Raw genomic sequence first — 17,366 nt, 5'->3', positions numbered from 1 at the left:
CCTTGCCCGTTCCCATCCCCTGTGCCAAAACCACCAACAATGAAACGATCATCGGAGAACACCATGGCTGGTTTGATGGAAGGCAAGCGCGGGCTCATTATGGGCGTCGCCAACAACCGCTCTATCGCCTACGGCATTGCCAAGGCGCTGCATGCGCAGGGCGCGGAAATGGCCTTCACCTATCAGGGCGAGGCGCTGCACCGCCGCGTCGAGCCGATCGCCGCCGAGTTCGGCTCCGATCTGGTCCTGCCGTGCGATGTGACCGACCCCGACGCCATGGATGCGGTGTTCAACGTGCTCAAGTCCAAATGGGGCAAGCTCGATTTCCTCGTCCACGCTATCGGCTTTTCCAACAAGGAAGAGCTTGAGGGCCGTTATGTCGATACCACGCCCGGCAATTTCGCTTTGACCATGAACATCTCGGTGTTCTCGCTCACGGCATTGGCCAAGCGCGCCGAAGCGCTCATGGACGATGGCGGCTCGATCCTGACCCTTACCTATTACGGTGCGGAAAAGGTTCTGCCCAACTACAACGTGATGGGCGTCGCCAAGGCCGCGCTCGAAGCCTCGGTGCGCTATCTCGCCTCCGATCTCGGCCCCCAGAAGATCCGCGTCAACGCCATCTCTGCCGGCCCGATCAAGACGCTTGCCGCCTCGGGCATTTCCGATCTGCGCGAAATGCTCAAATGGAACGAGGAAAACGCACCGCTGCGCAAGAACGTCACCATCGACGAAGTCGGCAACTCGGCGCTTTATCTGCTCTCGGACCTCTCGAGCGGTGTCACCGGCGAAATCCACTATGTTGATTCGGGCTACAACATCATCGGCATGAAGGCGATGCCCAAGGATGCGCCCGCCGAATAATCGGCCAGATAAAATGTCACAGGAGCGCGCTAGCCTGCGCGCTCCGCAAATTTATAGATGATTGATTCGTCCATGCACCAGGTCAGTTGGCCCGATTTTTACTTCGCGCGCCACGGCGAAACCGATTGGAACCGCGAGCGCCGCTATCAGGGCAGCCGCGATATCCCGTTAAATGAAACAGGCAGACGCCAGGCCGATTCCAACGGACCGCTGCTGCGGTTTCTGCTTGAAGAATCCGGTAGCGACCCCGCCAAGTTCAAATGGTACGCCTCGCCGCTGAGCCGGGCCAGCGAGACCATGGAACGCATGCGCGCCGCCTTCGACGTCCCGCTTCCCGAAATCATCTATGATGAGCGGCTGATCGAAATTTCCTTCGGCAAGTTCGAGGGCCTCTTGCACGACGAAATCGCCCGTGAGCGCGAGGCTCTGGCCCCCGGCCAGCGCGACGCGACCTATTGGAATTTCCGGCCCGAAGGCGGCGAAAACTATCAGGATGTTGCCGAGCGGCTTCTCGATTTCGCCCAAGGGCTCACCCATCACTCGATCATCGTGGCGCATGGTGGCGTGCTGCGTGTCCTGCGCCATCTGGTCGAAGGCGTGGCCCGCGGCGAAGTCCTCAACTGGGCCCCGCCCCAGGGCGTCATCGCCCACTTTTCCGCCGGCCGGATGACCCTGCACGCAGCGAAAAAGACGTGGTAAATCAATCTCCTGATGACAATCCGCTGACCCGTCCGGGGCCCGCGCATCCCGACATCACCGATCCTGATATCGCCAGACTGGTGGCGGTCTTTTACGCCCGCGCCCGAGAGGACGAAATCCTCGGCCCGGTCTTCAATCGCGCTGTCCATGATTGGGACGAGCACATCGCCCAGATCACCGATTTCTGGTCCTCGATCATGCTGCGCACCGGCCGTTATTCCGGTCGTCCGCTCAATCCCCATCTGCGCCTGCCCATCCAGGCCGAGCATTTCGACCGCTGGCTGTCTCTTTTCGAGCAGACGGCGAGGGAAATTTTTACGCCCGAGATCACCCACGAATTCATGATCCGCGCCCGCCGCATCGCCGACAATTTCGAACTCGCCATCGGCAACATGCGCGGCGAAATCCGCTCCCCCCGGCACTCGCGTTAGTCACACGCTAGCGCCGACCTTTCCCCTCCCACCCACCATCGCTGCCCCGGCGAACGCCGGGGCCCATGTGCCCTGCCGCATGCTCCAGATCAGCGGCAGCGCCGCTGGGTCCCGGATCAGGTCCGGGACAGTGATGGGGAAGGTCACGCTCTCGGCTCCATCGCCAACCACTCACCACCCCCCTGCGCGTCATCCTCGGGCTTGACCCGGGGATCCGCAACGCGTCGGCAAGCGCAGCAGAAGTGGTACGCACCGCCCTCTCATCGCACCCCAGCCCCTTCACCGGCTGCCCAATGCAGCGGATCCCCGGGTCAAGCCCGAGGATGACGCGGGGGGCGGATACGCGCGTGAGAAAACTCATCAATGCCTCTCCCCCATTGTCATTCCGGGATTTATTCCCGGAATCCATCATGATGCGTCGCCACACGCCCCAGCCGCAAAGAAACTTATCCCCGCCCATTCAACCTCCCCCATACTCCCTCTCACGAACCCGCGCATATGGACGCAAGCGCAACGAACGTTTGGGCGGGGTCGGTCCGGGTTCCTTGCGGGTCGCCGCAGGGAAGGCCCAAACGTCACAAGCGCCGGACGGCGTGAACCGGCCGCCTGATCTCGATTTTGAGGCTGGCGCGATTTTGCTAACGCCGTCGTACCGGGGAAACCCGGAAGGGATTGACCCTAGCCTTCTGAAGGGCGACTAAGCCAAAAATCCCGGTCGCATGGGGCGATGATCGCTTCATATACTAACTAAACATGCGGAGCGTTCATCGCCCCATGCCGTCTACTTCGATCCGTCCTTCGGCCAATCGTGCCGGTGGCACGATTGGAGGTGAGAAGGCCATGAGAGCTAAGCTCGAATGGCGATCATAGCCCGAGGCGACATCGCCGTCGGAGGTTTTGGCGTGCTTGAAAAGAAGGCGCCTTGGCAGCCCGCTGCCGCCCCCGCTAATCCCATCGAATGATTGACCGCACCCTTGCCGCTGCCTAGAACACCCCCAACACTTCAGGGGCACTTCCCATGAGCGACAATTCCTTCGGCCATCTTTTCCGCTTCACCACCTGGGGTGAGAGCCACGGCCCGGCGCTTGGCGTCGTCGTCGATGGCGTGCCGCCCGATCTGCCGATTTCCGCCGAAGTGATCCAGCGCGATCTTGACCGCCGCAAGCCGGGCCAGTCGCGCTACACCACCCAGCGCCGCGAGGCCGACGAGGTCAAAATCCTTTCCGGCGTTTTCGAGGACGAGCGCACAGACGGTTTGCGCACCACCGGTACGCCGATTTCGTTGATGATCGAAAACACCGATCAGCGTTCGAAAGACTATTCCGACATCCGCGACAAGTTTCGCCCCGGCCATGCCGATTACACCTATTTCCAGAAATACGGCATCCGCGATTATCGCGGCGGTGGCCGCTCCTCGGCCCGCGAAACCGCCGCCCGCGTCGCCGCCGGCGCCGTCGCCAAGCTGGTAATTCCCGATGTCACCATCCGCGCCTCGCTCGTCCAGATCGGACCCCACAAGATCGATTACGCCAATTTCGATTGGGACCAGGTCGATCAGAATCCGTTCTTCTGCGCCGATCCCAAGGCCGCAGAAACCTGGGCTACCTACCTCGACGGCATTCGCAAGGCGGGTTCGTCCGTCGGCGCCATTATCGAAGTCGTGGCTGAAGGCGTGCCCGCTGGCTGGGGCGCGCCGATCTATGGCAAATTGTCCGCCGATATTGCTGCTGCCTTCATGTCGATCAATGCCGTCAAGGGCGTCGAGATCGGCGAGGGGATGCATGCTGCCGAATTGACCGGCGAGGAAAACGCCGATCAGATGCGCTCGGACCGCCCGCTGCCCCAATTCCTGTCCAACAAGGCCGGCGGCATCCTCGGCGGCATCTCGAATGGCGACCCCATCGTTGCCCGGTTTGCGGTCAAGCCCACCAGCTCGATTCTCACGCCCCGCCAGACCGTCACCACGGAAAACGAGGACGCCGATATCATCACCAAAGGCCGCCACGACCCTTGCGTCGGCATCCGCGCCGTGCCTATCGGCGAAGCCATGATGGCCTGCGTTTTGGCCGATCACATGCTGCGCCACCGCGGCCAGACCGGCCGCGAAGGCGGCATCGGATTTGGAAGGAACGATCTGTAATGATCTCTGAATCCGATCAGCGCGTCCAGGCGGCGCTCGAAGCCATGAAGAGCGGCCAGATGGTCGTTGTGATTGACGATCACGACAGGGAAGGCGAGGGCGATATCATTGCTGCCGCGTCCACCATCACGCCCGAGCAGATGGCCTTCATCGTGCGCCACACCTCTGGTATCGTCTGTGCCCCGATAACTGGCGAGCGTGCCCAGAAACTGCGCCTCGATCCGATGGTCGCCACCAATGATTCCGCGCATTCGACGGCATTCACCGTCACCATAGATTTCAAGCACGGCACCACGACCGGCATCTCCGCCGAGGACCGCACCGCAACTGTTCGCGCATTGACCAACGGCAATGTGGCCGCCGAGGATTTCTCGCGCCCCGGCCATATCTTCCCGCTGATCGCCCGGCGGGGCGGCGTCCTCATGCGCTCGGGCCACACCGAGGCCGCAGTCGATCTGTGCAAACTCGCCGATCTGCCCGATGTCGGGGTGATCTGCGAACTGGTCAATGATGACGGCACGGTAACCCGTGGCCAGCAGGTCGCCGATTTTGCGGCAACTCATGGCCTGCCGCTGATCTCGGTCGCTGATCTGATCGCCTACCGCCAGCGTCGCGAAAAGCTCGTTGAGCGGGTCGCGACCTTCGAGATGGATACCGTCGCCGGTCGCGCCATCGCCTATGCCTACTCAACCCCGTTTGATCGCGTGCAGCATCTCGCGCTGGTGTTCGGTGACGTGGGGCAGGGCGCGTCGGTCAACGTCCGCCTCCAACGTGAGGATATCGTGACCGACGTGTTCGGTGGCGCCGAAACGCTCAACGCATCGATTGCCGCTCTGGCCGAAACCGGTGGCGTTCTGGTCTATCTGCGCGAAGGCAATGCAGGTGTCGCCTATGACAAGGCCGCCGCTGAAGCCGAGCGCGAAGACCATGGTTCGGCGCGTGATCGGGATGCCGAATGGCGTGAAGTCGGGCTCGGCGCCCAGATCCTGCGAGATCTCGGCATCTCCGCCATCAAGCCGATGTCCTCACGTTCGCGCCACTATGTCGGACTTGAGGCCTTCGGAATTACGATTTCCGATTAGAAATTGACTGCCCGCCGTCATCAATTTGTGGCCAACATCGATTAGCGGTGACCTGATCGCTCAGGATCGGGAGACTGGCGGATATGTGGAGGGTCGCAACGATTCCCGTCGCGCTGGTGCTCCTTGTTGTGGGAGCTATTCTGGCGCCGACGCCCATCCCGGTCGGAGTGCCGATGATGGCTCTCGCCATTTTCCTTTTGCTCGGCAGCTCAAAATTTGCCTTGCGCTCGGTTCGCCGCCTGCGCCGCCGCTGGAAGGGCCTTGACCAGGCCCTGACCCACCTTGAAACACGCACTGCAGGCACCATCGCCCGGACCTTCAAACGCTCCCGCCCGCACCGCCCCGGCTAGAGCGTTTCCAGGATAAATGGAAACCACTTATCCGGTTCGGAAACGCGACAAAACAAGCAATTAGCGCATGTCGTTGTAAACGCTATAGGCCGCGTCGTCCCAATTCTTGACCAGATTGGCCGAACAGAATTTGTAGGCCCGCTCGTAGATCACTTCGTCATCGATGCCGTAACCGACATCGGCGTCCTCATACATGTTCCGTGCCGTAAAGTACCCCAGCAACCACCAGCGGTTCATGTTGTGATAATCTTCGACCTCGTGTTCGGCCATGATTTCATCGCACAGAACCCCGCCCTTGATCGTATAGGCCGGCGCCGAGGCGCTCAACAGAACACTCGCGACAAGTATGGCCGTGGCGATTGCGTGTTTCATCTTGGGTCCCCAGAAATCTGCTCGGTCTATTAGTAAGGCCGCCAATTTCCCGTCCGCAAGCATTTTTCAGCGCCGCCGAAAGCCGGCCAGAAACTCTCCATTCCCGTCCCCGCCCTTGATAGGGGAAGGCCATAGTCCTGCCCGTTCCCAGCCCAGTGCGTCCATATGGGCCAGAACCTCCTCAACCGCCGCCTCCACATGCGGCCCGGGCACGACAATGCCGCCCTTGCCGATATTGTCACGTCCCACCTCGAACTGCGGCTTGATGAGCAGTATTGCCTGCGCTCCCGGCGCGCACAGGGCTGACGGGGCATCAATGATCTTGGTCAGCGACACAAAGCTCACATCGGAGACCAGAAGCTCGATTGGCTCCGCAATCAGCTCCGACGTCAGGTCGCGGGCATTGACCCCTTCGAGCGACACCACATTTCCGAGCGCCCCAACATCATCATGCAATTGTCCATGCCCCACGTCGACGGCATAGATCAACCGGGCACCGCGCTCGGCCAGCACCTGGCTGAACCCGCCCGTCGATGCCCCAAGATCGAGACAGATCCTGCCCTTGGGATCGAACCCGCTGCGGTCCAGCCCTTCGACCAGCTTGAGCGCCGCTCGGGAAACATAGCGTGAGGCCGGATCATCCAGCGCAACGGCATCGGTCTCGGCCACAAGTTGGCTGGGTTTGCCTGCCGCAGCGCCATTTACGGTCACCGTGCCACGCAGAACAGCGTCTCGCGCCCGTGCCCGTGACTGGACGAGACCGCGCTGTTCAAGCGCGATATCGAGCCTTATCCGTCTCATGACGCCGTGAGGCGCCTCACCTTGTCGAGTGCCGTTTGGCTGTCCTCGCCCCAGGCGATTGTGCCGAAAAAGTCGCCCTCGGCATCGATCATGAACACCGAGGCGGTGTGATTGACCAGATAGTCGGTCGAGCCTTCGGCTTCGACCTTTTCGGAGAACACTCCGTAGGAGCGTTTGATCTGCTCGGTCTGCCCTTCGTCGCCCACCAGCCCCATCACATCGGGCCCGAAATTGGACAGATATTCGCGCGTATGCTCGATGGTATCGCGCTCGGGGTCGACCGAAACGAAGATGATCCGCAACTCGTCATCTTCAAGCCCGAGCGACTGCTTCCAGCCGGTCGCTTCGGCAAGCGTGGTGGGGCACACGTCGGGACAATGCGTGAAGCCAAAGAACATCAGCGTTGGCGTGCCCAGCAAATCGTCTTGGGTAAACGTTTCGCCCGTCGATGTCGCCACCATCTCGAACGGCCCGCCAAACATCGCACCCGAGGGCTGGATGGGCTTTGTCAGATAGATGACCGTGGCCGAAACCGCTGCAAGCGCCACGAGGGCCCACAGAACGATGCGCACTTTTCCCAGCACTGCGAAATTCCTGACCTATTGATCCAGCGGCTCGACGCCGACGGGCGTGCCGTCCTTGGCCAGCGTGATCTTTTCGATCCGCGCTTCGGCCTGCTTGAGCAGGGCTTCGCAATGGCGCTTGAGCGCTTCGCCGCGCTCATAAATCGCAATCGATTCCTGCAGGGGCGCCTTGCCGCCTTCGAGCTGCGCAACGATCTTTTCAAGTTCGTCCAGCGCCGCTTCAAAGCTCATTTCGGCGATCTCGGTCATAACTGCCCCTTTGTCTTTAATCGTCGTATTCGGGTCCGGCTTCGCCGGTCAGCAGCATGCCTACATGCGCCGATACCCCTGAGGCAAGCCCGCCAAGATCGTAGCCGCCTTCGAGCATCGAGACCAAACGGTTTGAGCAGCGCTTCTCGGCAATGTCCATCAACTTTCCCGTGAGCCAGGCGAAATCGGAGCCCACCCATTCGAGCTGCGCCAGCGGATCACGCCGCTCTGCGTCGAACCCGGCCGATACAAGGATGAGGTCCGGCGCGAAATTATCGAGCGCCGGCAATATCTGCTCCTTGTAAACCACCCGCATTTCGGCGCCGCCGCTGCCGGCTGGTAGTGCGGCATTGACGATATTGCCGACACCGTCTTCGTGCGGCGCGCCGGTCCCCGGATAGAGCGGCATCTGGTGCGACGAAGCGTAAAAAACCGAGGGATCGTCGGCAAAAATGTCCTGCGTGCCATTGCCGTGATGCACGTCGAAATCGATGATTGCCACACGCTCGGCGCCGTGGAGCCGCTGCGCCTGCCGTGCGGCGATGGCGATTGTGTTTACGAGGCAGAACCCCATCGAGCGGTCGCGCTCGGCATGGTGCCCCGGCGGGCGCGCCAGCACGAACGCATTATGCGCCTCGCCCAGAATAACCGCCTCAACACCCCGCAACACCCCGCCCAGCGCAGTCGCCGCCGCTTCAAGACTGCGTGAGGAGACGAATGTATCGGGATCGATCTGCCCGATCCCTTCGGCCGGCCGCGTGGCACGAATCGTATCCATGACCTTTCGGCTGTGGACCAGTTCGGCCAGCTCAAGATCGCCCGGCCCGGCCATCTCGCGGGTCAATGCCCCGAAGCGAGGATGCGACAATGCCTTGGCCGCAGCTTCAATCCGCTCCTGTCGCTCGACGTGGCCGCTCGGTGTCGCATGCGCAGACCCGTTTGTCTGGCTGATGAGAAGGGTCGTCATCTAGGTCCCGATCTTAGGCCTCGGCTGTCACCTCTTCTTGACGCGGCACCGGGCGCTTGTCAAACAACGTCGATGAAGCCAGCACCCACCGATCCCCAGACCGTTGCCGAAGCCGCAGCCTTGCTTGACAGGGGCGAGTTGTGCGCCTTTGCGACAGAGACGGTCTATGGCCTTGGCGCTGACGCCACCAATTCAGATGCTGTCCTCAAAATCTATGAAACCAAGGGCCGCCCGCGCTTCAATCCCCTCATTTCCCACTGCGCCGATAGGGCAATGGCCGAGCGCTTCGGCGACTTTCCCCCACTCGCCCTCCGTCTGGCCGACGCCTTCTGGCCTGGTCCATTGACCCTGGTTGTTCCCCTCAAACCCGACGCAGGTCTTTCCGATCTCGTTACGGCCGGGCTCGATACGGTCGGCCTGCGTGTGCCGGCCCATCCCATGGCCCGCGATTTGATCGCCGCCCTCGGCCGTCCCGTTGCCGCTCCGTCGGCCAACCCGTCGGGCAAACTCTCACCCACCACGGCCGACCATGTCCGCACAGCCTTTGTCGGTGCGGTTCCGGTTCTCGGCGGCGGCCCCTGCCAAAGCGGTTTGGAATCCACGATCGTCGCCGTCACCGACGATACGGTCACCCAGTTGCGCGCCGGTGCCCTTGCGCGGCAGGACATCGAAACCGTCCTCGGGTACCCCATCGCGATCGCCGCCCCAAATGCTGCCATCACCGCACCGGGAATGCTCAAAAGCCACTACGCCCCAAACGCAGCTCTCAGGCTCAACGCCGCCACGCCCCAACGCAACGAGGCTTATCTCGCTTTCGGGAGCGAACCAAAGGGCTTCTCGGGACCGATGTTGAACCTGTCGCCCTCCCGCGATCTGCGTGAGGCGGCACGAAACCTGTTTTCCCACCTGGCTTGCCTCGATAGCGAAGGCACAAAGGCCATCGCCGTTGCTCCCATCCCCCATGATGGGTTGGGGGAAGCAATCAACGATCGGCTTGAAAGGGCGGCAGCGCCGCGCACCTGATCGCGCGACAAAGCAAAGACCTGGAGCAATTGAAGCGCTTCAAAGAAGCGCAAAAAATGCTCTAGTCTCTCACCTTGTAGGGCTTTTGATCCTTCCAGAACCGCATCAGGCTCTCGAGGTCCGGGTCGCCGCCCTTGGGCAGAACGATCCGCAGATTGACGTAGAGATCGCCCTTGCCGAACAACCCCTTGCCTTTGAGCCGCATGGCCTTTGCCGTATCGGGTCCCGGCGGCAGATTGAGTTCCACGGCCCCATCCAGTGTCGGCACGCGCACCTTGGCGCCCAGAACGGCCTCATAGAGCGTAATCGGCACATCAACGCGCAGATCATGGCCGTCCTTGCGGAACTGCTTGTGCCTGGCAAATTTGACCGTCACCAGCGCATCGCCGGGCTGCCCGGTAAGCGGCGAAGGCCTGCCCTGGCCACGCAGCCGCACCTGCTGGCCCTCTTCGAGCGGTGAGGGGAGCTTGACCGATACCGTCTTGCCCGAGGGCAGGGTAACAGGGACCGAGCCGCCCTTATGGGCGTCTTCCAGCGACACGGCCAGATTGACCACAACGTCCTCGCCCTTGGCCGATCCGGCAGCGCCGGTCGTTGCGCCGGTAAACGGATCCCAACTGGCGCTGCCCGCGCCCGCGCCCGCGCCGAACGGATTCCCACCCGCCGGGCCACGTCGCGTGCCGCCAAATCCGCTCATGAATTCCTTGAGAATATCCTCGGCGTTGAACCCGCCCGCTCCGGCGCCCGCGCCGGGGCGTCCGCCGCGCATTCCCGACGGGTCGAATCCGCCGAACCCGGCGAATTTGGGATTGCCGTCGGCATCGATCTCCCCGCGGTCATATTGTCCCCGCTTGGTCTTGTCCGAAAGCAGGTCGTAGGCCGCCGTCGCCTCGGCGAATTTCTCGTGCGCCTTCTTGTCGTTCGGGTTCTGGTCCGGATGATAGGTTTTGGCCAGCTTGCGGTAGGCGCTCTTGATCTCCTTTTCGCTGGCGCTCTTTGACACTCCGAGCACTGTATAGGGGTCGCGCATTCGCTTTGTTACACCTTGAAAGGGCGCTCCGGCTTGTCGTCCGGCAGCGCCACGTCCTTTCGATCCACGATTTGCGGGCATTGAAGCACCGCAGCTTTGCGTTCTATATGGCCACGGCCCCCCATAATGTCCAGACGGGATGGATTTTGCCGTGACGGCTTCGCTCACTGATCTGCTGTTCGACGATGCCTATGATGGCACTATCGATCCTCTCGAACTCTTTCCCCATTGGCTCGAAGAGGCCCGTGAGACTGAGCCCAACGATCCCAATGCCATGGCGGTTGCCAGCGTGGATCAGAACGGCATGCCCGATCTTCGCATGGTGCTCCTCAACGGCTATTCTCACGAGGGTTTTGTCTTTTTCACCAATTTCGAATCGGCAAAGGGTCGCCAGCTGCTTGCCCACCCCATGGCCGCGTTGCTGTTTCACTGGAAAAGCCTGCGCCGCCAGGTTCGTGTGCGCGGTCCGGTCGAACCGGTGAGCCAGGCGGAGGCTGATGCCTACTTTGCTTCGCGCCCGGCCCAGTCACGCATTGGCGCCCACGCGTCGGACCAGTCCCGCCCGCTTCAAAGCCGCAACGCGCTTGTCGAGCGCGTCGAGGCGCTGACCGAACAGTTTGCCGATGGTGAAATCGGGCGCCCGGCCCATTGGTCTGGTTTCCGGATCCAGCCGCTTGAGATCGAATTCTGGAAAGATGGCGCCTTCCGGCTCCATGACCGGGTGCTGTTCACACGCCCCGATCTCAGCACGGGCTGGTCGCGCACCCGGCTTTATCCGTAAGTCCATGCGCATCCTCGTCCGCACCTCGAAACTGGCGATCTGGGCGCGAAGGCTGGCACTGTTTGCCGCCGCATTGATTCTCATTTCGGCCGGGCTGCATTATTTCGGTCAGATCACCGCCGACGTGTTCGAAATCAGCCTGGCGATCGGCACGGTCTGCGGCGCCTTGGCCTTTCTGATCGGCATTGCTGCCTATGTCCGGCTCTGGTTTACCGGCGATAGGGGGTGGGGCCCGGCCAGCGTCGGCTTTTTTCTTGGCCTTGTGTGTCTGGCGCCCGCCGGAATGGCGCTGACCCTGAGCGAGATCTATCCCTCGACGGCCGATGTAACCACAGCCCTGGTCGATCCCCCCCAATTGGTCGAAGCGCGGCCCAATGAATCCGAAATCGATTCGGAAACGGTGCTGGCCAGCTTTCCCAACCTCATCACCCGCATTTACCAGTTGCCCCCTGAAACCCTGTTTTCGCTCGGCCAGTCGCTGGCCCGCGCAAACGGTTGGGAAATCCTGTCATCGACGCCGCCGACTGAAACCAGCACCGGTCAGCTCAATGCGCTGCGTCATTCCCTGCTTGGGTTTGAAAACGAGATCGCCTTCCGCGTGGCGCCCAATCCCATAGGCGCGCTGATCGATCTGCGGGCCGCCTCGCTCCACCCGGTCTATCACGACCTCGGCGACAACGGTCGCGCCATTGAGGCGTTTCTGCTCGCACTCGATGACAGGGTTTCGACCTATATTCAGAACAATATGGCGCAGCCCGTTCCAGACCAACTGCCAGTGCCGCAGACCGAGCTAGCGCCGGGGGAAGAGACGGACGCCCAATAGGGTGCGCCGGAGCCCGATTTCCGCGCGCTCCGCCAGATATTCGGCATGCGAGAGCAGCGTTTGCTTTCCCGCCATCGCGAACTTTCCTTCAAGGCCCGGATAGACGGCACGCGCCGCCGCCGAAAGTGTGGTCGGGCCCCGCCGCACCACGTCGAGCAATTGCCCGTTCCGCATCAGCCGATGTGCCTTGAGCGCCCGCGCAAACGCACGTCCATCGGCAATTTCGCCCCCATGCCCGGGCAGATACCGGGTCTGGGGCAGGGCGATGACTTTGTCGAGCGAGGTCAGATAATCGCCCAGATCCCCGTCGGGCGTGGCCACCACCGTGGAGTTCCACCCCATCACATGATCGCCCATCAACACGAAATCCTGGCCCTCAAGGGCCAAGGCGATATGGTTGGCGCAATGGCCGGGCGTGGCGACGACGCGCAGCTTCATCCCGTCAATGACCAGCACATCTCCATCGTTCAACACCCTGTCGGGCTTGAGCCTGAAATCACCTGATCGCCCGAAGGGATTGAATTCCAGCGGCTTGAGCCGCCGCGAGAGCCTGTGCGGCCCGTTCGACCATAATGGCGCTCCCGTTTCCGCCGCCAGCCGCCGCGCCAGCCCGCTATGGTCGCGGTGGGTGTGGGTCAGTATTACCGCCACCACCTTGCGCTCTCCGATCCCTGCGCGTAGCGCGCGAAGATGAGCGTCATCGTCGGGGCCCGGATCGAGCACCGCGATCTCATTGCCGCCGATCAGAAAACTGTTGGTGCCGGTAAACGTGTAGGCGCTCGCATTGGGTGCAGTGATCCGCGCGATGCCGGGTGCAACCTCCACCATTTCGCCGGTGCGAGGGTCGAATGCGCGGTCATAGGGTGGGGAGGCCGAACTTGCGGGCATTGCGCGCGGTGCCGTGTGTGGTTAGAACGATGGTCTCTGCTTCGGCTTTAACCCAAAGGGACAAGTTATGGCCACGACTTTAGCCACTTCGAACACGCTTCTCGGTCTTTATCAGCCCAAGTCGCAGGCTGCACGCATCGTTTCAGCGATTGCCGTCGCATTCCTGGGCTCGCTGCTGATCACCATGGCCGCCAAGGTCAATGTGCCGGTCTGGCCAGTGCCGGTCACGCTGCAATCCATGGCCATTGCGCTGATCGCGGGGGCGTTTGGCTTCCGCATGGCAACCGCCACGGTCGGTCTCTATCTCGCACAGGGCGCCGTGGGCATTCCCGTTTTTGCCGGCGCCTTTGCCGGAATTCCTTACCTCTTCGGCCCCACCGGTGGCTTCCTGATCGGCTTTTTGGTCATGGCCGCCATCATCGGCTGGCTGGCCGACCGCGGCGCGATGCGCAACGTCTTTACCGGCTTTACCGCCATGTTGGCCGGTAACATCGTGATGTTCATGTTTGGGTTCGCATGGCTGCTCACCATGGCCGGCCAGGCTGCATGGATCGATCAGTCCAATGCCCTGGTTTCAGCTTTCCAGCTTGCTGTTCAGCCCTTCATCGTCTGGGACATCGTCAAGATGGCCTTCGCTGCCATGACCGTCGTTGGTGGCTGGTCCCTGCTTCAGCGCAAGTAAGGCGCTCTAGACCTGATGAAATCGTGAAGGGCCGGTCACTGACCGGCCCTTTGTTTTTGCAACTCCCCGGCGTGCAGGGCGTTCTCTTTTCAAGGCGCATAATCGAAAGGAGAACGAAATGGAATCCTTCCCCTGGCTGTTCGCCGTACTGGGCGGCGCCGTCATTCTCGGCCTTGTCATCGCTTATGGCGCTATCAGATCGTCCAAAGCCACGCCGCGCCAGAAAGATGCAGCCGAGCATGCCGCGCACGATCTCTATCACAAGGATGAAAGCAAGGACTGATGACAGATGAGGGACGCGTCGTCATTGTTGGCGCTGGCTTTGGGGGCTTGAGTGCGGCCAAGACTCTCGCCCGTGCCGGGGTGCCATTCACCATCATCGACAAGCGCAACCATCATCTTTTCCAGCCGCTGCTGTATCAGGTGGCAACGGCTGCCCTGTCGCCCGCAGAAATCGCCGTGCCCATCAGAGCCGTCCTTTCGCCTGGTAAGGGCGGCGCGATCGAGATCCTCATGGAAGAGATTGAAGGGGTCGATACCACCCGCCGCGTCGTTCGTGCTGCTGGTGGCGATGAAATCGCTTACAGCCATCTGATTGTGGCGACCGGCTCATCCTTCACTTATTTTGGCAAAGAGGACCAATGGCGACCCTTTGCCCCCGCACTCAAATCCATCGATGATGCCCTCAACATCCGCCGCCGCGTCCTTCTCGCGTTCGAGCGGGCCGAAACCACCGACAATCCGCAATTGCGCAAACGCCTGATGACCTTCGTCGTCATCGGCGGCGGCCCCACCGGCGTCGAAACAGCCGGCGCGCTCGCTGATCTGGCGAAAGCCACGCTGGCCAAGGATTTCACCAATATTGATCCTCGCGATACGCGCGTAATCCTCGTGGAGGCCGTCGATACTCTCCTCAACGCCTATCCGGCCCATCTGGGTGCCTATACGGAGCGCAAACTGGCTCATCTCGGGGTGGAGGTTCACACCAATTCCCCCGTAAAACGCATCGATGAAAATGGTGTTCTCGCCGGCGAAGATTTTTTTGAAACATCCAACATCTTCTGGTGCGCAGGGGTCGAGGCGACACCGGTCGGCAAATGGCTGGGGCTGGAAACCAACAAGAACGGCACGGTTTCCGTCGCGTCCGATCTCACCGTTCCCGATTTGCCCGGCGTTTACGTCATCGGCGACGCTGCCTCTGTGGCAGATCAGGATGGCAAGCCACTGCCCGCCCTCGCGCCTGTTGCCAAGCAGCAGGGCCAGTATGTCGCCGAGGCCATAATTCGGCAGCAACAGGGCCAAAGCCCACAGGGCCCGTTCCGCTACCGGGACTGGGGCACCATGGCGACCATTGGGCGTTACGCCGCTGTGGGCAAGTTCGGCAAGCTCGAAGTTAAAGGCTTTCCCGCCTGGATGCTCTGGGGTGCCGTCCACATCGCCTATCTCGTAGGCTTCCGCAATCGCATCAACGTCTTGGTCAACTGGCTATGGAGCTGGCTGACCTATGCCAAGGGCGCCCGCCTCATCACCGGCCCCGACGAAGCCGCCACCCGCGCCCTCGACAACCCCAAAGCTGTCGATGAGGAGCTCGACAAGACGATCAACGCGCCGGGTTAGCCGCTTTTTCCTTTTGCATTTGCAGCGTTCTTGAAGGGCTGGCTCCAGGCCCGTTCCAATCATTGCGCATGTTGGAACTGCATGCGGATGGATACAAAAACCATCCCGACAGCTTGCGCGAGTAGATTTGTGGGGCCGGTCGCTTTTGAGGAGAAGCGCTGAGCATACGCAGAAAGCCCCGACATCGATCGATCATCCCGCAATGCGGGATCTCTCGTGATGGCGCTCGGTGCCGGCGGTGGAGAGGCGCTGCTTCCGCTGGTTTTTCAAGGACTGTGCCGCTGCGCGGACCGGCCGGCATGCCCAGTTCTCTTGCCCAGGGGTAACCTTCGGCAACGATTCCGGTCATCCGCCGGAGTCCGGGGGCGGCGCGGCATTTGCCCGCAATGACGAGGCTCTGGTCAACTACGGATACGCCCATATCAAGAAGGCCTATGACGTGATGAGCCTTCTCGCGGAGACGGCTTATGATACGGCCCCCGAACGCGTCTATTTCCTCGGCGGGTCAACCGGGGGGCGCGAAGGTCTGACTGCCGCCACCCGCTGGCCGGAGTCCTCTGATGGGGTCATCACATACTATCCCACAGCGTTTTTCATGGGATTGCGCCTGTGGGGTGTGGCCCTGGCCGACGCCATCTACAGCGATGATTCCGCAGGTTGGTTTCCTTTGGAAATCGTCGAGACGATCGCCGAACGGGCGGTTACCCTGCGCGATCCGCTCGACGGTGCGGAAGACGGGATCGTCAGCAACCCCGCGGAATGTCGGGCAATATCCTCGTCCATTGTCGAAGACCTCAGATGCCCCGCCGATCAGGTCGCTGCAAACTGCCTGAACCAGACACAGATCGACCGGGTTATCGATGTCTATTACAACGGATACACGCTTCCCTGCGAAATCGGGGGATGGTCGGAATACAAAGGCTACAACAGCCTGGAAGGCGTCGTGATGAACATCGGCACCCAGGCCGAGTACATCAACCCCCGCCGTCCGGCCCCAATGCACACCACGTTAATCGGGCGTTCCAGTTCATGTCCAATTTTGTCGATACATCTGAAGATTTCGATCTTTTGGAATTCAACATCCAGGAGCCTGGCGAATTCCACTGGGGGGCCCCATTCAATCCGCAGATCGATACGCTGACCGCGCTCGACAACTGGGTGGAAAACGGTATTCCGCCCTCCGGCCTTGTCATGGTCGATGGAACCAACAGCGAAACGCGCGGTCGGACTCGCCCGGTATGTGAGTATCCTGCATTCCCCAGATATAATGGGGACGGAGACATCGACGAAGCGTCAAGCTACCACTGCGTGACCGAATGAATGCATGGGCGCCGCATTGCGGCGCCCTTCCATGACATCGCGCTGGACTAGCCGAGTATCGCTAGAAAACGCACGGCGCCGATAACACCCGGCAAGCCGCCCAAAAGCAGAACCGTGCTTCCCAGGCCAAACATGATTGGCAGTGCCAACATCAACGGCCCTCCTTGTCGCATAAAAAAGCCGGCGGCTCTGGAGCCCCCGGCTTTTATTTTGGTCGGAGTAGGGTGATTCGAACACCCGACCCCCTCGTCCCGAACGAGGTGCGCTACCAGGCTGCGCTATACTCCGATAGGCTCGCTGCCAGCCCGGCATGGCCGGACAGAGCAACGTTTGCGCGCCTTATATAATGCGCCCGACGCCGGTTCAAGCCTGTTCGCGCCCGCCGCCCAAGCAAATTTCGCTGCCGATTTGCCTTGCGACAAGAGCCGTGAGCGCGCTCTGGAAATTTTCACAACTCATGGCAAACCCGGGCGCCGGAGGTGTTGCGGGTGCTGTGCAAACGGTGTAGGAACCAACGCGCCTTGGGGCGTCGCCAAGTGGTAAGGCATCGGTTTTTGGTATCGACATTCGCAGGTTCGAATCCTGCCGCCCCAGCCAATTTCTCGCAAGCTGTTGATCTGAGAAGACGCGCTCGTCTTGTTTCGCGCCCGTGCCATTGATGGG

At 61.4% G+C, this 17,366-nt stretch carries 21 protein-coding genes and 2 tRNA genes; 15 read left to right on the top strand and 8 right to left on the bottom strand.

The window, feature by feature from the left end; all coding sequences use genetic code 11:
- Positions 1 to 63 precede the first annotated feature (63 nt).
- From fabI to OF122_RS15460, 6 genes are all read left to right on the top strand, one after another.
- Complete coding sequence (fabI, locus tag OF122_RS15485; protein WP_264225087.1) at positions 64 to 864, top strand: enoyl-ACP reductase FabI; 801 nt, start codon at positions 64 to 66, stop codon at positions 862 to 864.
- A 72-nt stretch (positions 865 to 936) separates the two neighbouring features.
- Complete coding sequence (locus OF122_RS15480; RefSeq protein ID WP_264225086.1) at positions 937 to 1,563, top strand: histidine phosphatase family protein; 627 nt, start codon at positions 937 to 939, stop codon at positions 1,561 to 1,563.
- Entirely contained in the window at positions 1,557 to 1,994 is a 438-nt protein-coding gene (locus OF122_RS15475; RefSeq protein WP_264225085.1) for a group III truncated hemoglobin, read from the top strand. Before OF122_RS15480 ends, OF122_RS15475 begins: the two co-directional genes overlap by 7 nt.
- Positions 1,995 to 3,012: 1,018 nt before the next feature.
- Complete coding sequence (aroC, locus tag OF122_RS15470; protein ID WP_264225084.1) at positions 3,013 to 4,134, top strand: chorismate synthase; 1,122 nt, start codon at positions 3,013 to 3,015, stop codon at positions 4,132 to 4,134.
- Positions 4,135 to 4,136: 2 nt separating this feature from the next.
- Positions 4,137 to 5,216 carry a 3,4-dihydroxy-2-butanone-4-phosphate synthase gene (gene ribB, locus OF122_RS15465; RefSeq protein WP_264227681.1) on the top strand — a complete coding sequence of 360 codons (1,080 nt, stop codon included), beginning with the start codon at positions 4,137 to 4,139 and terminating at the stop codon, positions 5,214 to 5,216.
- Positions 5,217 to 5,299: 83 nt separating this feature from the next.
- A complete protein-coding gene (locus OF122_RS15460) occupies positions 5,300 to 5,566 on the top strand; it encodes a hypothetical protein (protein ID WP_264225083.1) in 267 nt (88 codons plus the stop codon).
- 60 nt (positions 5,567 to 5,626) lie between these two features.
- On the opposite strand, the gene OF122_RS15455 is transcribed toward OF122_RS15460, so the two are convergent.
- The 5 genes from OF122_RS15455 to OF122_RS15435 all read right to left on the bottom strand — a co-directional run bounded on the left by OF122_RS15455 (position 5,627) and on the right by OF122_RS15435 (position 8,539).
- Positions 5,627 to 5,938 (bottom strand): hypothetical protein, encoded by a 312-nt coding sequence (locus OF122_RS15455; protein ID WP_264225082.1) that lies wholly within the window; start codon positions 5,936 to 5,938, stop codon positions 5,627 to 5,629.
- A 66-nt stretch (positions 5,939 to 6,004) separates the two neighbouring features.
- On the bottom strand, positions 6,005 to 6,739 hold the full coding sequence (locus OF122_RS15450; protein WP_264225081.1) for a TlyA family RNA methyltransferase: 735 nt from the start codon (positions 6,737 to 6,739) through the stop codon (positions 6,005 to 6,007).
- The gene (locus tag OF122_RS15445; RefSeq protein ID WP_264225080.1) at positions 6,736 to 7,323 is read right to left on the bottom strand and encodes an SCO family protein; all 588 of its coding nucleotides are present in this window, start codon (positions 7,321 to 7,323) and stop codon (positions 6,736 to 6,738) included. The genes OF122_RS15450 and OF122_RS15445 overlap by 4 nt, the downstream gene beginning before the upstream one ends.
- 15 nt (positions 7,324 to 7,338) lie before the next feature.
- Positions 7,339 to 7,572 carry an exodeoxyribonuclease VII small subunit gene (locus OF122_RS15440; protein WP_264225079.1) on the bottom strand — a complete coding sequence of 78 codons (234 nt, stop codon included), beginning with the start codon at positions 7,570 to 7,572 and terminating at the stop codon, positions 7,339 to 7,341.
- A 16-nt stretch (positions 7,573 to 7,588) separates the two neighbouring features.
- Positions 7,589 to 8,539, bottom strand: a complete 951-nt coding sequence (locus OF122_RS15435; RefSeq protein WP_264225078.1) for a histone deacetylase family protein — start codon at positions 8,537 to 8,539, stop codon at positions 7,589 to 7,591.
- A 72-nt stretch (positions 8,540 to 8,611) separates the two neighbouring features.
- On the opposite strand from OF122_RS15435, the gene OF122_RS15430 reads away from it, so the two are divergent.
- Positions 8,612 to 9,562 carry an L-threonylcarbamoyladenylate synthase gene (locus OF122_RS15430; protein WP_264225077.1) on the top strand — a complete coding sequence of 317 codons (951 nt, stop codon included), beginning with the start codon at positions 8,612 to 8,614 and terminating at the stop codon, positions 9,560 to 9,562.
- A 61-nt stretch (positions 9,563 to 9,623) separates the two neighbouring features.
- On the opposite strand, the gene OF122_RS15425 is transcribed toward OF122_RS15430, so the two are convergent.
- On the bottom strand, positions 9,624 to 10,592 hold the full coding sequence (locus OF122_RS15425; protein ID WP_264225076.1) for a J domain-containing protein: 969 nt from the start codon (positions 10,590 to 10,592) through the stop codon (positions 9,624 to 9,626).
- A gap of 139 nt (positions 10,593 to 10,731) precedes the next feature.
- Between OF122_RS15425 and pdxH the strand changes: the two genes are divergently transcribed.
- Positions 10,732 to 11,373 carry a pyridoxamine 5'-phosphate oxidase gene (gene pdxH, locus OF122_RS15420; RefSeq protein WP_408636254.1) on the top strand — a complete coding sequence of 214 codons (642 nt, stop codon included), beginning with the start codon at positions 10,732 to 10,734 and terminating at the stop codon, positions 11,371 to 11,373.
- Positions 11,374 to 11,377: 4 nt separating this feature from the next.
- A complete protein-coding gene (locus OF122_RS15415; protein WP_264225075.1) occupies positions 11,378 to 12,196 on the top strand; it encodes a DUF1499 domain-containing protein in 819 nt (272 codons plus the stop codon).
- Here the strand turns inward: OF122_RS15415 and OF122_RS15410 are convergent.
- Positions 12,164 to 13,084 carry an MBL fold metallo-hydrolase gene (locus tag OF122_RS15410; protein ID WP_264225074.1) on the bottom strand — a complete coding sequence of 307 codons (921 nt, stop codon included), beginning with the start codon at positions 13,082 to 13,084 and terminating at the stop codon, positions 12,164 to 12,166. The genes OF122_RS15415 and OF122_RS15410 overlap by 33 nt on opposite strands.
- Positions 13,085 to 13,151: 67 nt before the next feature.
- On the opposite strand from OF122_RS15410, the gene OF122_RS15405 reads away from it, so the two are divergent.
- The 5 genes from OF122_RS15405 to OF122_RS19775 all read left to right on the top strand — a co-directional run bounded on the left by OF122_RS15405 (position 13,152) and on the right by OF122_RS19775 (position 16,703).
- Positions 13,152 to 13,766: a biotin transporter BioY gene (locus OF122_RS15405; protein ID WP_264225073.1), complete on the top strand. Its 615-nt coding sequence runs from the start codon at positions 13,152 to 13,154 to the stop codon at positions 13,764 to 13,766.
- Between the two features lie 118 nt (positions 13,767 to 13,884).
- Positions 13,885 to 14,049, top strand: a complete 165-nt coding sequence (locus OF122_RS15400) for a hypothetical protein (RefSeq protein WP_264225072.1) — start codon at positions 13,885 to 13,887, stop codon at positions 14,047 to 14,049.
- Entirely contained in the window at positions 14,049 to 15,383 is a 1,335-nt protein-coding gene (locus tag OF122_RS15395; RefSeq protein WP_264225071.1) for an NAD(P)/FAD-dependent oxidoreductase, read from the top strand. Before OF122_RS15400 ends, OF122_RS15395 begins: the two co-directional genes overlap by 1 nt.
- A gap of 229 nt (positions 15,384 to 15,612) precedes the next feature.
- Entirely contained in the window at positions 15,613 to 16,524 is a 912-nt protein-coding gene (locus tag OF122_RS15390; protein WP_264225070.1) for a tannase/feruloyl esterase family alpha/beta hydrolase, read from the top strand.
- A complete protein-coding gene (locus OF122_RS19775) occupies positions 16,413 to 16,703 on the top strand; it encodes a tannase/feruloyl esterase family alpha/beta hydrolase (RefSeq protein WP_408636253.1) in 291 nt (96 codons plus the stop codon). The genes OF122_RS15390 and OF122_RS19775 overlap by 112 nt, the downstream gene beginning before the upstream one ends.
- A gap of 211 nt (positions 16,704 to 16,914) precedes the next feature.
- On the opposite strand, the gene OF122_RS15385 is transcribed toward OF122_RS19775, so the two are convergent.
- A tRNA-Pro gene (locus OF122_RS15385) sits at positions 16,915 to 16,991 on the bottom strand.
- Between the two features lie 234 nt (positions 16,992 to 17,225).
- On the opposite strand from OF122_RS15385, the gene OF122_RS15380 reads away from it, so the two are divergent.
- A tRNA-Gln gene (locus OF122_RS15380) sits at positions 17,226 to 17,300 on the top strand.
- Positions 17,301 to 17,366: the final 66 nt, after the last annotated feature.

Origin of the sequence: Pelagibacterium flavum (assembly GCF_025854335.1) — a bacterium.
GTDB lineage: Bacteria > Pseudomonadota > Alphaproteobacteria > Rhizobiales > Devosiaceae > Pelagibacterium > Pelagibacterium flavum.
The sequence above is the reverse complement of the archived record's forward strand: the minus strand, read 5'-3'. Positions and strand labels throughout refer to the sequence as shown.

Bases quoted from the DNA above. Each gene is read 5' to 3' on its own strand.
- OF122_RS15410 (WP_264225074.1), bottom strand. From the start codon at position 13,084: ATGCCCGCAAGTTCGGCCTCCCCACCCTATGACCGCGCATTCGACCCT.
- OF122_RS15435 (WP_264225078.1), bottom strand. From the start codon at position 8,539: ATGACGACCCTTCTCATCAGCCAGACAAACGGGTCTGCGCATGCGACA.
- OF122_RS15460 (WP_264225083.1), top strand. From the start codon at position 5,300: ATGTGGAGGGTCGCAACGATTCCCGTCGCGCTGGTGCTCCTTGTTGTG.
- OF122_RS15455 (WP_264225082.1), bottom strand. From the start codon at position 5,938: ATGAAACACGCAATCGCCACGGCCATACTTGTCGCGAGTGTTCTGTTG.
- fabI (WP_264225087.1), top strand. From the start codon at position 64: ATGGCTGGTTTGATGGAAGGCAAGCGCGGGCTCATTATGGGCGTCGCC.
- OF122_RS15480 (WP_264225086.1), top strand. From the start codon at position 937: ATGCACCAGGTCAGTTGGCCCGATTTTTACTTCGCGCGCCACGGCGAA.
- OF122_RS15430 (WP_264225077.1), top strand. From the start codon at position 8,612: ATGAAGCCAGCACCCACCGATCCCCAGACCGTTGCCGAAGCCGCAGCC.
- OF122_RS15405 (WP_264225073.1), top strand. From the start codon at position 13,152: ATGGCCACGACTTTAGCCACTTCGAACACGCTTCTCGGTCTTTATCAG.
- OF122_RS15440 (WP_264225079.1), bottom strand. From the start codon at position 7,572: ATGACCGAGATCGCCGAAATGAGCTTTGAAGCGGCGCTGGACGAACTT.
- OF122_RS15425 (WP_264225076.1), bottom strand. From the start codon at position 10,592: ATGCGCGACCCCTATACAGTGCTCGGAGTGTCAAAGAGCGCCAGCGAA.
- pdxH (WP_408636254.1), top strand. From the start codon at position 10,732: ATGGATTTTGCCGTGACGGCTTCGCTCACTGATCTGCTGTTCGACGAT.
- OF122_RS15450 (WP_264225081.1), bottom strand. From the start codon at position 6,739: ATGAGACGGATAAGGCTCGATATCGCGCTTGAACAGCGCGGTCTCGTC.
- OF122_RS19775 (WP_408636253.1), top strand. From the start codon at position 16,413: ATGTCCAATTTTGTCGATACATCTGAAGATTTCGATCTTTTGGAATTC.
- OF122_RS15415 (WP_264225075.1), top strand. From the start codon at position 11,378: ATGCGCATCCTCGTCCGCACCTCGAAACTGGCGATCTGGGCGCGAAGG.
- OF122_RS15395 (WP_264225071.1), top strand. From the start codon at position 14,049: ATGACAGATGAGGGACGCGTCGTCATTGTTGGCGCTGGCTTTGGGGGC.
- aroC (WP_264225084.1), top strand. From the start codon at position 3,013: ATGAGCGACAATTCCTTCGGCCATCTTTTCCGCTTCACCACCTGGGGT.
- OF122_RS15400 (WP_264225072.1), top strand. From the start codon at position 13,885: ATGGAATCCTTCCCCTGGCTGTTCGCCGTACTGGGCGGCGCCGTCATT.